This is a genomic window from Pseudomonas vranovensis, assembly GCF_040438935.1.
In the GTDB taxonomy this organism is placed as follows: Bacteria; Pseudomonadota; Gammaproteobacteria; order Pseudomonadales; family Pseudomonadaceae; genus Aquipseudomonas; species Aquipseudomonas vranovensis.
In genome coordinates, this window is sequence record NZ_CP159259.1 from 3,520,555 (window position 1) to 3,534,663 (window position 14,109).

The 14,109-nt window shown below is 61.7% G+C and carries 12 protein-coding genes; 8 read left to right on the forward strand and 4 right to left on the reverse strand.

The window, feature by feature from the left end; translation table 11 throughout:
• Nucleotides 1-41 precede the first annotated feature (41 nt).
• Nucleotides 42-1,472: a M48 family metalloprotease gene (locus ABVN19_RS16430; protein WP_028943101.1), complete on the forward strand. Its 1,431-nt coding sequence runs from the start codon at nt 42-44 to the stop codon at nt 1,470-1,472.
• A gap of 77 nt (nt 1,473-1,549) precedes the next feature.
• On the opposite strand, the gene nadA is transcribed toward ABVN19_RS16430, so the two are convergent.
• The 4 genes from nadA to ABVN19_RS16450 all read right to left on the reverse strand — a co-directional run bounded on the left by nadA (nt 1,550) and on the right by ABVN19_RS16450 (nt 6,272).
• Complete coding sequence (gene nadA / locus ABVN19_RS16435; protein WP_105642282.1) at nt 1,550-2,608, reverse strand: quinolinate synthase NadA; 1,059 nt, start codon at nt 2,606-2,608, stop codon at nt 1,550-1,552.
• Nucleotides 2,609-2,846: 238 nt separating this feature from the next.
• Nucleotides 2,847-4,346, reverse strand: a complete 1,500-nt coding sequence (locus tag ABVN19_RS16440) for a YdgA family protein (protein WP_105642283.1) — start codon at nt 4,344-4,346, stop codon at nt 2,847-2,849.
• Between the two features lie 52 nt (nt 4,347-4,398).
• Nucleotides 4,399-5,268: an oxaloacetate decarboxylase gene (locus ABVN19_RS16445; RefSeq protein WP_028943098.1), complete on the reverse strand. Its 870-nt coding sequence runs from the start codon at nt 5,266-5,268 to the stop codon at nt 4,399-4,401.
• A gap of 92 nt (nt 5,269-5,360) precedes the next feature.
• Complete coding sequence (locus tag ABVN19_RS16450) at nt 5,361-6,272, reverse strand: helix-turn-helix domain-containing protein (RefSeq protein WP_028943097.1); 912 nt, start codon at nt 6,270-6,272, stop codon at nt 5,361-5,363.
• Nucleotides 6,273-6,446: 174 nt separating this feature from the next.
• Here ABVN19_RS16450 and ABVN19_RS16455 point away from each other — a divergent pair, with 174 nt between their 5' ends.
• The 7 genes from ABVN19_RS16455 to ABVN19_RS16485 all read left to right on the forward strand — a co-directional run bounded on the left by ABVN19_RS16455 (nt 6,447) and on the right by ABVN19_RS16485 (nt 14,108).
• Nucleotides 6,447-7,805, forward strand: a complete 1,359-nt coding sequence (locus ABVN19_RS16455) for a glutamine synthetase family protein (protein ID WP_028943096.1) — start codon at nt 6,447-6,449, stop codon at nt 7,803-7,805.
• Between the two features lie 45 nt (nt 7,806-7,850).
• Nucleotides 7,851-8,939, forward strand: a complete 1,089-nt coding sequence (locus ABVN19_RS16460) for a polyamine ABC transporter substrate-binding protein (protein WP_028943095.1) — start codon at nt 7,851-7,853, stop codon at nt 8,937-8,939.
• Between the two features lie 14 nt (nt 8,940-8,953).
• Entirely contained in the window at nt 8,954-10,249 is a 1,296-nt protein-coding gene (locus ABVN19_RS16465; protein WP_028943094.1) for an FAD-binding oxidoreductase, read from the forward strand.
• Nucleotides 10,250-10,354: 105 nt separating this feature from the next.
• The gene (locus ABVN19_RS16470) at nt 10,355-10,765 is read left to right on the forward strand and encodes a hypothetical protein (RefSeq protein WP_051270486.1); all 411 of its coding nucleotides are present in this window, start codon (nt 10,355-10,357) and stop codon (nt 10,763-10,765) included.
• Nucleotides 10,766-10,796: 31 nt separating this feature from the next.
• Nucleotides 10,797-12,200 (forward strand): DUF1254 domain-containing protein, encoded by a 1,404-nt coding sequence (locus ABVN19_RS16475; protein WP_105642284.1) that lies wholly within the window; start codon nt 10,797-10,799, stop codon nt 12,198-12,200.
• Nucleotides 12,201-12,227: 27 nt separating this feature from the next.
• Entirely contained in the window at nt 12,228-13,121 is an 894-nt protein-coding gene (locus ABVN19_RS16480) for a transporter (RefSeq protein ID WP_105642285.1), read from the forward strand.
• A gap of 9 nt (nt 13,122-13,130) precedes the next feature.
• Nucleotides 13,131-14,108: a MoxR family ATPase gene (locus tag ABVN19_RS16485; protein WP_105642286.1), complete on the forward strand. Its 978-nt coding sequence runs from the start codon at nt 13,131-13,133 to the stop codon at nt 14,106-14,108.
• The last annotated feature ends 1 nt before the right edge of the window (nt 14,109 follow it).

Consider the following 14,109-nt stretch of genomic DNA (forward strand, 5'->3'; position numbering starts at 1 on the left):
GCGGGCTACAGTAAGGCTCTTTGTCGACCAGAGCTTCGTGCATGAATTTACTGCGCCCTACCCTGCTGACGCTGGCCTGTTTGATGGCGCTACCCAGCCATGCCGACGACCTGCCGTCACTCGGCGACGCCAGTTCTGCGATTGTGTCCCCCCAACAAGAACACCAGCTGGGCCGCGCCTGGCTCAGTTTGCTGCGGGGCAACGTCAATCAGCTGAACGACCCCCAGCTCAAGGATTATGTCGAGACCAGCGTCTATCGCCTGGCCGAAACCAGCCAGCTGCAGGACCGCCGCCTCGAATTCATCCTTATCGACAGCCGAGAACTCAACGCCTTCGCCGCCCCCGGCGGGATTGTCGGGGTCAACGGCGGCCTGTTCCTCAACGCCCAGACCGAAGGCGAATATGCCTCGGTACTGGCCCACGAACTGGCTCACTTGTCGCAACGCCACTTCGCCCGGGGGGTCGAGGCCCAGCAGCGTATGCAACTGCCGATGATGGCGGCACTGCTCGCGGGCATCGTCGCTGCCGCAGCCGGCGCAGGCGACGCGGGTATTGCCGCGATTGCCGGTACCCAGGCTGCCGCCATCCAGGAACAACGGCGCTTTTCCCGACAGAACGAACAGGAAGCCGACCGCATCGGTATCCTCAACCTGGAAAAAGCCGGGTACGACCCTCGCAACATGCCCAGCATGTTCGAACGCCTGATGCGTCAGTACCGCTACGATGCCAAGCCGCCGGAGTTCCTCCTCACTCACCCGGTGACCGAATCGCGTATCGCCGATACCCGCAACCGCGCCGAGCAGGCACCCAAAGGCGGTACCGAAGACAGCCAGCGCTATCAACTGATTCGCGCCCGCGTTGCCCTGATCTATGAAGGCACCCCGGGCCTGGCCGCCAAGCGTTTCCGTGCCCAGCTGGACGAAAACCCGAACATGGATGCAGCCCGCTATGGCCTGGCCTTGGCCCTGATCAAGGGCGGCCAGCTCAACGAAGCACGCGAAAGCCTCAAGCCGCTGCTGGCCAAGGCCCCCAACGACATCACCTACAACCTGGCGCAGATCGACCTGGAGATTACCAACAACCGACTGGCCGATGCCCAGCAGCGGGTTGATCGCATGCGCGCCCTGTACCCGGCCAACTACCCGCTGCAACAGGCGCGGATCGACCTGCTGCTCAAGCAGAACCGCCCCGCCGAAGCGGAGAAGGCGCTGGATGCGTTGCTCAAGAATCGTCCGGAAGACCCGGATGTCTGGTATGACGTGGCAGAAGTGCGAGGACTGGCCGGCAACACGGTCGGCCTGCATCAGGCGCGTGCCGAGTACTTTGCCCTGGTGGGTGACTACGACCAGGCGGTTCAGCAGCTCGACTACGCCAAGCAGCGGGCAGGCAACAGGGTGCTGAAGGAGAAGATCGACGCGCGTCAGCGTGAACTGATGGAGCAACAGCGCATGGTCAAGGAAATGATGCGCTGAGGTCCTCAAATGCATCGCGGGGCAAGCCCGCTCCTACCATGATCCGGTAGGAGCGGGCTTGCCCCGCGATCTGTGCATCAAGCGTTACCGGACAACTTCATCCGCGCCGCCTGGGTAAAGTCGAGCATGCGCTTGAGCGGCTTGATTGCCTGGGGAATCAGCGCAGGTTCCACGAAGATCTCATTGCTACCTTCACGCAAGCACTGCAAGGTGCGCTCCAGCGTGTTCATCGCCATCCACGGGCAGTGGGCGCAGCTGCGGCAGGCCGCACCGTTGCCGGCCGTAGGCGCTTCGATGAAGATCTTGTCCGGGCACAGCTGCTGCATCTTGTAGAAGATGCCGCGGTCGGTCGCCACGATGAAGGTCTTGTTCGGCAGCGTTTGCGCCGCGGCAATCAGCTGACTGGTCGAGCCCACGGCATCTGCCAGATCAATCACCGCCTCAGGCGACTCCGGGTGTACCAGGATCGCGGCATCGGGGTACAGCGCCTTCATGTCGGCCAGCTGGCGCGACTTGAACTCTTCATGAACGATGCAGGCACCGTCCCACAGCAGCATGTCGGCGCCGGTCTGCTTCTGGATGTAGCGACCCAGGTGCTGGTCTGGCCCCCAGATGATGGTCTCGCCGTTGTCCATCAGGCTCTCGACGATTTCCAGCGCGCAACTGGAAGTCACCACCCAGTCGGCCCGGGCCTTGACCGCCGCGGAAGTGTTGGCATAGACCACCACGGTGCGCTCCGGGTGCTGGTCGCAGAACGCCGAAAACTCGTCCACCGGGCAACCCAGGTCAAGCGAGCAGGTCGCTTCCAGGGTTGGCATCAGCACGCGCTTTTCAGGGTTGAGGATCTTGGCGGTTTCGCCCATGAAGCGCACGCCGGCGACGATCACGGTGCTGGCTTCGTGCTTGTTGCCAAAGCGGGCCATTTCCAGCGAATCGGACACGCAACCGCCGGTTTCCTCGGCCAGGGCCTGGATCACAGGATCGCAGTAGTAATGGGCAACCAGCACCGCATTCTGCGCCTTGAGTTCGGCGGCGATGGCGGCGCGGTAGTCGGCCTCTTGCTCGGGTGTCAGCGGCTTGGGCTGCTTGGCATCGAGGTGGGCTTGGACCAAAAGGCGTTCGGAAATCTGGGTCATGATCGCTGGACCTGCAGGCGCCTGTGCGCGTAAGTCGAGTGTATCACCGAGCCCTGGCAAATCGGCTACAGGCTCTGCGAGCAAGGCGCTGAACGGCGCTGCAGGCAGAACCAAAGACCTTCTGCGGCCTCGGGTTTTTATGGGATGCCGAAGGCTACAGTTAATCGGATGAATTCAAAAGGTTTTTTTAGTGAAACAAGCCCCGGTGCGACAGACCTGCCGCACCGGGGCTTGTTTTTCAGCCTCGTGGCTGGAGCGCCCCGAGGTTGGCCATGATCAGGTGGGCGAATTGCTCGACGGTCATCTTCTGGCCGTTCATGTCCACCATCCCATCGGCGTAATGCACGCTGGACAGGATGTCATTGCCCTGCACCGTGGCCATCTGGCTTTGCAGTGCAATCATGCCGACCATTTCGCCGGTCTGGGCGACTTGCTGGGCCTGGATCTGCGCCTCGCTCTGGCCCTGCAGACGCGCCTGCAAGGCAGCCAGGTCGCCGATCATCGGCTTGGACAACTGCAGCTTGCTCTGCACCTGGGTGATCATCTGCCGGTACAGCTCATCCTGTGGCAGTTCCAGTGAAGCCGGTTTGTCCAGGTCGACGCTCAAGCTGAAGCGGCTTTCACCGTTGGCCGTCTTGAACGACAGGTTCTCCAGGGCGAACTGCGGCTTGGCGGCCAGCACCTTTTGTACATCGGCACTGACCTGGGCCTTCTCCGCCTCGGTCATCGGCACCGATGGCATTGCCTGGCCCCGGGCCTGGGCGGCCTGCAATTCCGGCAGGCGCTTCTGGTACCAGGCGATCAGTGATTGCATGGCTGGCACGTCGATGCGCTTGAAGCTCAAGAGCATTTCGCTGGACCCCACCGGCTTGGCGTCGAAATTGATATCGCCCACCTTGTAGGCCACTTTTCCGGTCAGGGTATCGCCATTGATCTCGGAGGCGGCGTTCTGTTCAAGTTGCTTGATCACCAGCACTTTCTGCTGCTCGCCCAGCACCGCCTTCGTCTCAGCCACTCCCAGCGCGCTGGTACCGACGTAGTAGCCAAATTCGGTCTTGCTCATATCCCCCGTCAGTTTCAGCCCGGAGACCTCCACGTTCCACGGCGCGCGCCCCGGCTCCAGCACATTCAGGCTCACGTTCGCGGAATGGCCATTGAAGGTGACCTGCCCGGCATCCTTGGTACCCGTGGCACGCACCTCCAGCCCCGAGAACTTCAGCACCGAACCGCCCGCGTCTGTCCATTGCATCGGCGGCATGGTCACCGTGCTGTCGGTCGAACCGTCGTAGCCCAGGCTGGTCTGGCCCTGCAACGGCGCCACCCCACCACTGACAACGAACAACTCGGCGCTGCTGGCGTCCTTTTCCAGGGTGTAGTTGCTGGCAGCCATGACCGGCATGAGTTTCAACGCCTTGAGCCGCGTCCAGGGCAACGGACCATGCTCGATACGATCGACAAAGCCCAGCTCGAAACTGTGCGGCTCATCGCCGACCATCAGGTCGTTGACCTTGATCCGGTAACGAGCGGTGCTCGAATACAGATGCGACTCCAGCGATATCAGCTCCAGGTTTGCGCTGCCACCGACCCCAACCATCGACTGCTTGAGCTGGACGTTGGATTGGGCAATGGCATTGTCGAGCACCTCAGGCAATTGCTTGCCGGTGTACCAGGCGCCTGCCGTACATACTGCGGCCACGGCGACGACGAGCCCTGACAGTACACCCACTGTTTTCTTCATGAATTATTTCGCTTGTCCATTTGTAGGGAATTGCTGCTGCAAGGCCTGTGGCCTATTCGTTGACGTCCATGTACTCGCGGGCCCAGACGATGTAGTCGCCAGGCACCGTGTAGGTATGGGTAAGTTCGGTAGCGCTGAGGTCCGAGGCGCTGCTGGTGATCCGGCGTTGTTCGCGCAGGCAGTCGTAGGTGGCCTTGATCGCGGCAAAGTAGGCTCCGTGGCCGTCCACGGCAATGCGCACACCCAATTGCGCCAGGCGCGCATCATCGTGCAGTTGCGGGTTGCCGTAGGTCACCAGCATCAGCGGCACGCTCAGGTGCGAGGCGATTTGCTCAAGGTGCTCGAAGTCACGGATGCCGACCATGCACAGTGCGTCGGCACCAGCGTTCTGGTAGGCCACGGTACGCGCGATCACCTCTTCGACCGGAATCAGTGCGGCGTTGGTGCGGGCGATGATCGCAAGCTCCGGATCGACACGCGCCTCCAGGGCCGCGCGGATCTTGCCGACGCCCTCGGCAACGCTGATCAGGTCGGTGGACTTGCGCCCGAATTGCGCTGGCAGCAGGGTGTCTTCGATCGTCAGCGCGGCGATACCGGCGCGCTCGAGCTCGGTCACCGTGCGCATCACGTTCAATGCGTTGCCATAGCCGTGGTCGGCGTCGGCGATCACCGGCAACTGGGCCACCCGGCCAATCCGTGTGGCCTGCTCGGCGAACTCGCTCAAGGTGATAAGGGCGAAATCAGGTGCGGCAAGCACCTGCAGGGAAGCGACCGATCCACCCAGGATGCCCACTTCGAAACCCAGGTCGGCAGCGATACGCGCCGACATCGGGTCGAACACGGAGGCCGTGTGGTAGCAGGCAGGAGAAGCAAGGAGTTTACGAAACGCGCGACGCAGGTCTTGGTGGGAGGCTCTTGGCATGGTCTTTCCAATCTATCGACTTCATTTATTGGAGAGAACATACCACTGCGGCCCGGTTGCCCGACAGGGTCAGATAGATGGCTATTTGTGTCTCAGGTGTGTCGATGTGCTCGTTTGAGTGTTTCGCTGGGCAATTCCTTGAACAATTGCTGGTAGCTGCTGGAGAACCGTCCGAGGTGCCAGAACGACCAGTGCATGGCGACTTCGGCGACCGTACTGTCCCCCGCCTTGCAACTCAACAGCTCGCGCCGGGCGCTGTTCAGGCGGCGCAGGCGCAGCCAGTGGGCAGGGGTCATCCCGGTGTAGGTCTTGAAGGCTTGCTGCAATTGACGCAGGGGGACTTCGGCGACCTGCGCCAGCTCCAGCAGGTTGAGGGTTTCTTCCGGGCAGTCACCGGCCCATTGGCCGATCCGACGCATGATCAGGCGCTCTTCGGAACGGCGCCACAAGGCGCTGCGATCCAGGCAGACACTCGCGCTGTCGAGAATGAACAGGCAATCCTGAAGCAACTGCTCGGCCAATCCTTCGCGGCTCGGCGGGTCGACCTCCTGTCCCAGGCGCGTCAGGGTGCCGCTCAACCAACGGCTGAACAGTGCGTTCTGCATGGAATTGAGCGGAGCCATGAACAGCCCCTCCAGGCGCGCGATGTCGACCCGGTGGCGTTGAACGAACTCAGGCCCGAACACCACGGCCACTTCCTGGTAGTTCTCCGGGGTGATCCAGATGTTGCGGCTTTCGCCATTGAGCAGGTACAGGCTGTTGTCCGTGCGGTCGAAGCAGAATGTCAGGGCGCCGGGCGGGGCACGAAAGCTCTGCTCTACCCGTGTGTTCATGGATTCTTCGTAGATCTCCACGCCTTCAAGTTCCAGGCAACGGATGCGGCCGGCGAAATGCCCTGGCGACATCTGCTGGTAATGCACGGTCCAGTTCGGCGACGCGCGCTCTTGCTCAATCACGGTGGCGGTGCTGAAAGCCTGGACCTGAAACGGATTTGGCACTGTCATGAGCTGCTCTTTATGCACTCTTTTGGTGCATTTTATTCTGCGAAAAGTGGATAGATCGAATGCGCAAGCGTCACCCAAGATAGCCCTCAACGCGCTGCAGGGGAAGTCGTCCAGACGGCATACCAGCCTTGATCGCTGGTCCTGGCGCGTAATAAAACCAATAACGAGGTCTTTATGAATGCCCCTTTCGATCAGCTGTCTGCGTGGCTGAAAGAACACAAGATTACCGAAGTCGAGTGCGTGGTCAGTGACCTGACCGGTATCGCCCGCGGCAAAATTGCACCCACCAACAAGTTCCTGCATGAGCGAGGCATGCGCCTGCCGGAAAGTGTGTTGTTGCAGACGGTAACCGGGGATTTTGTCGACGACGATATCTACTACGACCTGCTCGATCCCGCCGACATCGACATGGTCTGCCGCCCGGACTCCTCGGCGGTGTACATGGTGCCGTGGGCTCTGGAACCCACCGCCATCGTTATCCACGACACCTTCGACAAACAAGGCAACCCCATCGAGTTGTCGCCGCGCAACGTGCTTAAAAAGGTCCTCAAGCTTTACGCAGACAAAGGCTGGCAACCCATCGTCGCCCCCGAGATGGAGTTCTACCTGACCCAGCGCTGCGACGACCCTGACCTGCCGCTGCAAGCGCCGCTGGGCCGTTCGGGCCGCGCCGAAAGTGGCCGGCAGTCGTTCTCCATCGATGCTGCCAACGAATTCGACCCACTGTTCGAAGACGTCTACGACTGGTGCGAAGCCCAGGGCCTGGACCTGGATACGCTGATCCACGAAGACGGCCCGGCACAGATGGAAATCAACTTCCGTCACGGCGACGCGCTGGACCTGGCGGACCAGATCACCGTGTTCAAACGCACCATGCGTGAGGCTGCGCTCAAGCACAACGTCACCGCCACCTTCATGGCCAAGCCGGTGGGCGATGAGCCAGGCAGCGCCATGCACCTGCACCAGAGCGTGATCGACATCGCCACCGGCAAGCCGATCTTCGTCAACGAAGATGGGCAGATGAGCGAACTGTTCCTGCACCACATCGGCGGCCTGCAGAAGTACATCCCCAAGGTGTTGCCGATGTTCGCCCCCAACGTCAACTCGTTCCGCCGCTTCCTGCCCGATACCTCGGCACCGGTGAACGTCGAGTGGGGCGAGGAGAACCGCACCGTGGGCCTGCGCGTACCGACGTCCAGCCCCGAGGCCATGCGCGTTGAAAACCGCCTGCCCGGCGCCGACGCCAACCCCTACCTGGCCATTGCCGCCAGCCTGTTGTGCGGCTACCTGGGCATGGTCGAGAAGATCAACCCCAGCGCCCCAGTGCAGGGCCGTGCCTACGAGCGTCGCAACCTGCGGCTGCCGATCACCATCGAGGATGCCTTGGCAAACATGGAAGACTGCCCGAGCATCGAGCAGCACCTGGGCAGCAAGTTCATTCGCGGCTACGTGGCGGTCAAGCGTGCCGAACATGAGAACTTCAAGCGGGTGATCAGTTCGTGGGAGCGCGAGTTCCTGCTGCTCAGCGTCTGAGCCCCGTAGCAAACATCGAAAAAAACAATTCGAAGAGGTGTCGACATGCGTTCATTGAAAACAGTTGCAAGTGCAACCCTGGCGCTGCTGGTCAGCGCCGCGGCCCAGGCCCAGCCCAGTGTCAGCGTGTACAACTGGACCGACTACATCGGTGATACCACCCTGGCGGACTTTCAGGGCAGCACCGGTATCAAGGTCATCTATGACGTGTTCGACTCCAACGAAACCCTGGAAGGCAAGTTGCTGGCCGGTCGTACCGGCTACGACGTGGTGGTGCCTTCCAACCACTTTCTCGCCCGCCAGGTAAAAGCCGGCGCGTTCCTGAAGTTGGACCGCGAGCAACTGCCGAACTGGAAGAACCTGGACCCGGTGCTGCTCAAGGCCCTGCAAGAGAACGACGCCGGCAACCAGCATTCGGTGCCCTACCTGTGGGGCACCAACGGCATCGGCTACAACGTCGACAAGGTCAAGCAGGTACTGGGCGTCGATCACATCGACTCATGGGCGGTGATGTTCGAGCCTGAGAACCTCAAGAAACTCAGCAAGTGCGGCGTGTCGTTCATGGACTCGGCCGATGAGCTGTTCCCCGCAGTCCTCAACTACATGGGCATGGACCCCCGCAGCAACAGTGTCGAAGACTATAAAAAAGCCGAGGCCAAGCTGCTGACCCTGCGCCCGTACATCACCTACTTCCATTCATCCAAGTACGTCTCGGACCTCGCCAACGGCGACATCTGCGTGGCCTTCGGTTACTCCGGCGACGTGTTCCAGGCGGCCAACCGCGCCAAGGAAGCCAACAACGGCGTCAATATCGCCTATGCCATTCCCAAGGAAGGCGCCAACCTGTGGTTCGACCTGCTGGCCATTCCCGCTGACGCCAGCAACCCGAAAGAAGCCTATGCCTTCGTCAACAACCTGCTCGATCCAAAAGTGATTGCCAAGGTCAGCACCTCCGTCGGTTATGCCAACGCCATTCCAGCGTCCCAGCAGTACATGGACGCCGACCTGGTCAAGAACCCCGAGGTGTATCCACCGCAGGCGGTGCTGGACAAGCTTTACGTTTCCAACACCCCGACCCCGCAGATCATGCGGGTGATGACCCGCTCCTGGAGCAAAGTGAAGTCGAACAAATGAGCCAGGGAGCCTCTATGAATCCTGCTGCGCAACATGCCAGCTCCTACTACCGGGCATCGGTCGGACCGATGCCTGAACACCCAGCACTGATTGGAGAACTGAGCGCCGATGTGTGTGTCATCGGCGGCGGCTTCACCGGCGTCAACACCGCCATCGAACTGGCCCAGCGCGGCCTCTCGGTGATCCTGCTCGAAGGCCGGCGCATCGGCTGGGGAGCCAGCGGTCGCAACGGCGGCCAGTTGATCCGTGGCATTGGCCACGAGGTCGAGGGCTTTGCCCGCTATGTTGGCCAGGAGGGAGTCAAGTACCTGCAGCGGGCCGGAATCGAATCGGTCGAGGTAGTGGCCGATCGAATCCGCGCGCACAACATCGATTGCGACCTGCGCTGGGGCTTTTGCGAACTGGCCAACACTCCGGCGCAGTTCGCCGCCTTTCGCAGCGAGCAAGAGAGCCTGGCAGCGCTGGACTATCGCCATGAAACCCAACTGATCGGCCCCGAGCGGATGCACGAGGTCGTGGCGTCCTCGGCGTATGCCGGCGGGTTGATCGATCGTGGCTCGGGCCATCTGCATCCACTCAACCTGGTGCTGGGCGAGGCCCGGGTGGCCGCCTCCCTTGGCGTACGCATCTTCGAACACAGCCCGGTGCTGGAGATCAACCACGGCGCGACCGTGCAAGTACGCTGTGCCCACGGCAGCGTGCGAGCCGGCAGCCTGGTGCTGGGCTGCAACGCCCATCTGGACGAGCTGGAGCCACGCCTGAGCGGCAAGGTGCTGCCCGCCGGCAGCTACATCATTACCACCGAGCCGTTGAGTGCCGCACAAGCCAAGGCGCTGATCCCGCAGAACCTGGCACTGTGCGACCAGAAAGTCGGCCTGGACTACTACCGGCTCACGGCAGACAACCGCCTGCTGTTTGGCGGCGCCTGTCACTACTCCGGACGCGACCCGCTGGATATCGCCGCCTACATGCGACCGAAGATGCTCAAGGTGTTCCCGCAACTGGCCGACACCCGCATCGCGTTCCAGTGGGGCGGCAAGATCGGTATCACTGCCAACCGCTTCCCGCAGGTCGGGCGCCTGTCCCAGCACCCCAACGTGTACTACGCCCAGGGCTATTCCGGCCACGGCCTGAACGTCACCCACTGGACTGCCCGCCTGCTGGCGGAAGCCATCGATGCTGGCCACAGCCAGGGCATGGATGTGTTCAGCGCCGTGCCGCACATGACCTTTCCGGGCGGCAAGGCGTTGCGCTCGCCGCTGCTGGCACTGGGCATGATGTGGTACCGGCTGCGCGAAGTGCTGGGGTGACAGCGGTAGGTAATTCGATTTGCCAACTTGCGACAGACGGATTTGCAGCTACTTTCAGTTAAGTCTTTGTTTCAGCGTATGACTGGCCTCGGAGGGAATCGGAGCATGGCTGCAGTTCAGATGTTGTACCGCCCAGGGACCTGGCTGCTTGGCACACTGCTGCTGGCCCTGGCTGGCTGCAGCAGTATCGACGCCCGCACCACCGAATATGTTGGTGCCCCCCATGCTGCGCCCAGCAGCGCCGCCAATGTCGAAGTGCTCCGTCGCGAGCCACTGCGCGCCCATGATCGCCTCGGCGAGATCGTGGTCGACGCCAGTGTCGAGCCGGCGCCACCGATTGCCGAGGTCGAACAGAAACTGCGCGAGGAGGCAGCGAAGATCGGCGGTGATGCGGTGGTCGTGGTCTACGACCGCATCGCGCCGGTTTCGGCCTATGTCAGCGGGCCGCTCTGGGACCGGGACATCCGCACCATTGAAGGGCGCAAGCTCAAAGGCATCGTTATCAAGTACCGCTAGTGCATTGATTTATTGATCAGGCGTTATTGCTATGCAACGGATTACTGCTGCTCACGTCATCTTTCCCTGTGTCTTGCTACTCAGCCAGGCCGCTCAGGCCGAGTTCAACGCCAGCCTCGACGAAGCCCGGCAGATTGCCAAAGAAGCCTATCTGTACGGCTTTCCGGTGGTGGAGATGTACAAGACCCTCTACACCCAGGCGGTAGACAGCGGTAGCCCTGACTACAAGGCGCCCTTCAACCAGATCGGCAACAGCACCAAGGTCTTCACACCCAAAGACACCGCTTTCATCACCCCCAACTCCGACACGCCCTACTCGTTCGTGTGGATGGACCTGCGCAGCGAACCGTTGGTTCTGACCCTGCCAGCCATCGGAGAAGATCGCTACTACTCGACCCAGTTGATCGACATCTACACCCAGAACTTCGACTACCTGGGCACCCGCAGCACCGGCAACAAGGGCGGCAATTTCCTGATAGCCGGCCCTGGCTGGCAAGGGCCTGCCCCGGAAGGCATCGACAAGGTCATCCACAGCGAAACCCAGGTTGTCTACGCCCTGTACCGCACCCAGTTGTTCAACGAGGCAGACCTGGACAACGTCAAAGCCATCCAGCTGGGCTACAAGGTCCAGCCGCTGAGCGCCTTTCTCGGTCAGTCGCCACCTCCGGTCCTGCCGGCCGTGGCCTGGCTCAAACCTCAACCGGACATGACCGAGACACCCGCGCTGTTTCGCTACCTGAATTTCATGATGGCCTTCGCCCCGCCGGTGGAAAGCGAAAGCGAGTTGCTGCAGCGTTTCAGGAAAATCGGCATCGACCCCAACAAGCCGTTCGAAGAAAGCGTGCTGAACGCCGAACAACGCCAAGCCCTGCAAGCCGGCATTGAAGATGGCAAGGCCGAGTTCGCCGCGTTCAAAAAGTCCGACATCGATAGCCACAAGATCAGCAGCGGTGACCTGTTCGGTACCCGGGAACACTTGAACAACAACTACCTGTACCGCTATGCCGGAGCCAGGCTCGGAATTTTTGGCAACTCTGCCGAAGAAGCCAACTACATGGGCTATTTCACCGACAGCAGCGGCAGGCCGGTCGATGCCGGCAAGCAGAACTACACCCTGCACTTCGACAAGGGCCAGTTACCTCCAGCTCGAGCGTTCTGGTCGCTGACAATGTACGACGGCAAAACCCGCCTTTTGGTCGACAACCCACTGGACCGCTACCTGATCAACTCGCGGATGCTCAATCAATTGAAGCGCGACGCCGACGGCGGCCTGACCCTTTACCTGCAGCATGACTCCCCCGGCAAAGCCCGTGAGAGCAACTGGCTGCCGGCACCCAACGGGCCGTTCTACGGCGTACTGCGCCTGTACATGCCTGGCCCGCAAGTGGCCAGCGGTCAGTGGAAACTGCCATTGCTCACGCCAGTGGCGAAATAACCAGATGTCGGCCCCAGGAGCCTCAGCATGAGGATGCACACAACCGCCACAGCACTGCTGGCCCTGACGCCCTTGATGGCGCAGGCCGACAACGCCCGCGACTGGCAGAACATCCCAACCGACCTGAACATGGTCTTTGGCTACTACAACCGTATCGACGCCAACACCCCTATCGACACCTCGCTGCCGATCGACGGCCTGTCGCTGGATGCCGACCTGTACCTGTTCCGCTATGCCCGCACCTTCGGTATCGACGGGCGCAGCAGCGGTATCCAGTTGCTGCAGACCTATGCCGACGTCTCGGCCTCGTTCGACGATGCGCGCTTTTTCAGTGGCACCAAACACAACGGCGGCATGGGCGACACGCAGATCGTGTTCGCCCACAACTTCTTCGGTGGCCCGGCACTCACCACCGAGGAATACGCCAACTGGACACCGGAAACCTTCATGACCGGTGCGGTCTGGCTGACCATTCCCAACGGCGACTACGACAAGGACCGGGTGATCAACATCGGCGCCAACCGCTGGGTGGTCAAACCGGAAATCGGCTTTGGCACCCCCTTCGGCCCGACCTGGCTGGAGATCAATACCTGGGTCTCGCTGTTTGGCGATAACGACGACTACCAGGGCAGCGGCAAGCTGGAGCAAGACCCGCTCTACGCCGTCGAAGGCCATTACAGCTACACCTTCAACCGTGCGCTGTGGGCCTCGCTCGATGCCACTTACAGCGCCGGCGGCGAAACCAAGATCGACGGTGTGGGCCAGGACAACAAGCAAGAGAACGTAATGCTCGGCGCCAGCATGGGCTTCATGCTTTCGCCCCAGTTCGGCGGCTTGATCGCTTACAGCGACACCGTGTCCGAGCGCAACAAGTCACCAGACGTCAACACCTGGACGTTGCGCCTTAACTATGCGTGGTAGGGGGAAAGGATGAGCGCACTGACAGATATCAAGGCCTTGCACGCCGCCATTGCCGAAACGGTGTTGGATCAGGACGAGGTGATCCGGCAAATCCTGGTAGGCCTGCTGGCCAACGGGCATGTGCTGCTGGAAAGTCTCCCGGGCCTGGCCAAGACCCGCACGGTCAAGGCCCTGGCCCGGCACCTGGATGCCGACATGAGCCGTATCCAGTTCACCCCCGACCTGCTGCCTTCGGACATCACGGGTGCCGAAGTGCTGCAACAGGTCAACGGCCAGCACCAGGTGCAGTTCCAGGCCGGGCCGTTGTTCGGCAACCTGATTCTGGCCGATGAAATCAACCGGGCCCCGGCCAAGGTCCAGGCAGCACTGCTCGAAGCCATGGAAGAGCGGCAGATTACCGTGGCCGGCAACAGCCACAAACTGCCTGACCTGTTCATGGTCATCGCCACCCAGAACCCCATCGAGCAGGAAGGCACCTACCCCCTGCCCGAAGCACAGATGGACCGCTTCTTGATGAAGGTGCTGCTCGACTATCCGGCCCCCGACAACGAAACCCGTGTGTTGCAGCTGCTGCGCGAAGAAGAACAGAACAGCACCGCCCACGCGGCAGCCAGCACGTTCAGCCTGACCCAGGACGTGGTGTTCCAGGCCCGCCAGGAGATCGCGGCGATCCACGTTTCACCTGCCATCGACCGCTACATGATCGACCTGATCAACGCCACCCGCCACCCCGCCGACTACGACGAAGACCTCGCCCGCTGGCTGCAATTGGGCTCAAGTCCGCGCGGCGGCATCAGCCTGGATCGCTGCGCGCGTGCCGACGCCTGGTTGCAAGGGCAGGATTTCGTTTCGCCCGACAACGTCCGCGCGATGGTCCACCCGGTGCTGCGCCATCGCCTGCAACCCAGCTACGACGCGGTGGCCGATGGTGTCGGCAGCCAGCAGATCCTCGACCGGCTGCTGGACAAGGTCGCCATCCCGGCATGAG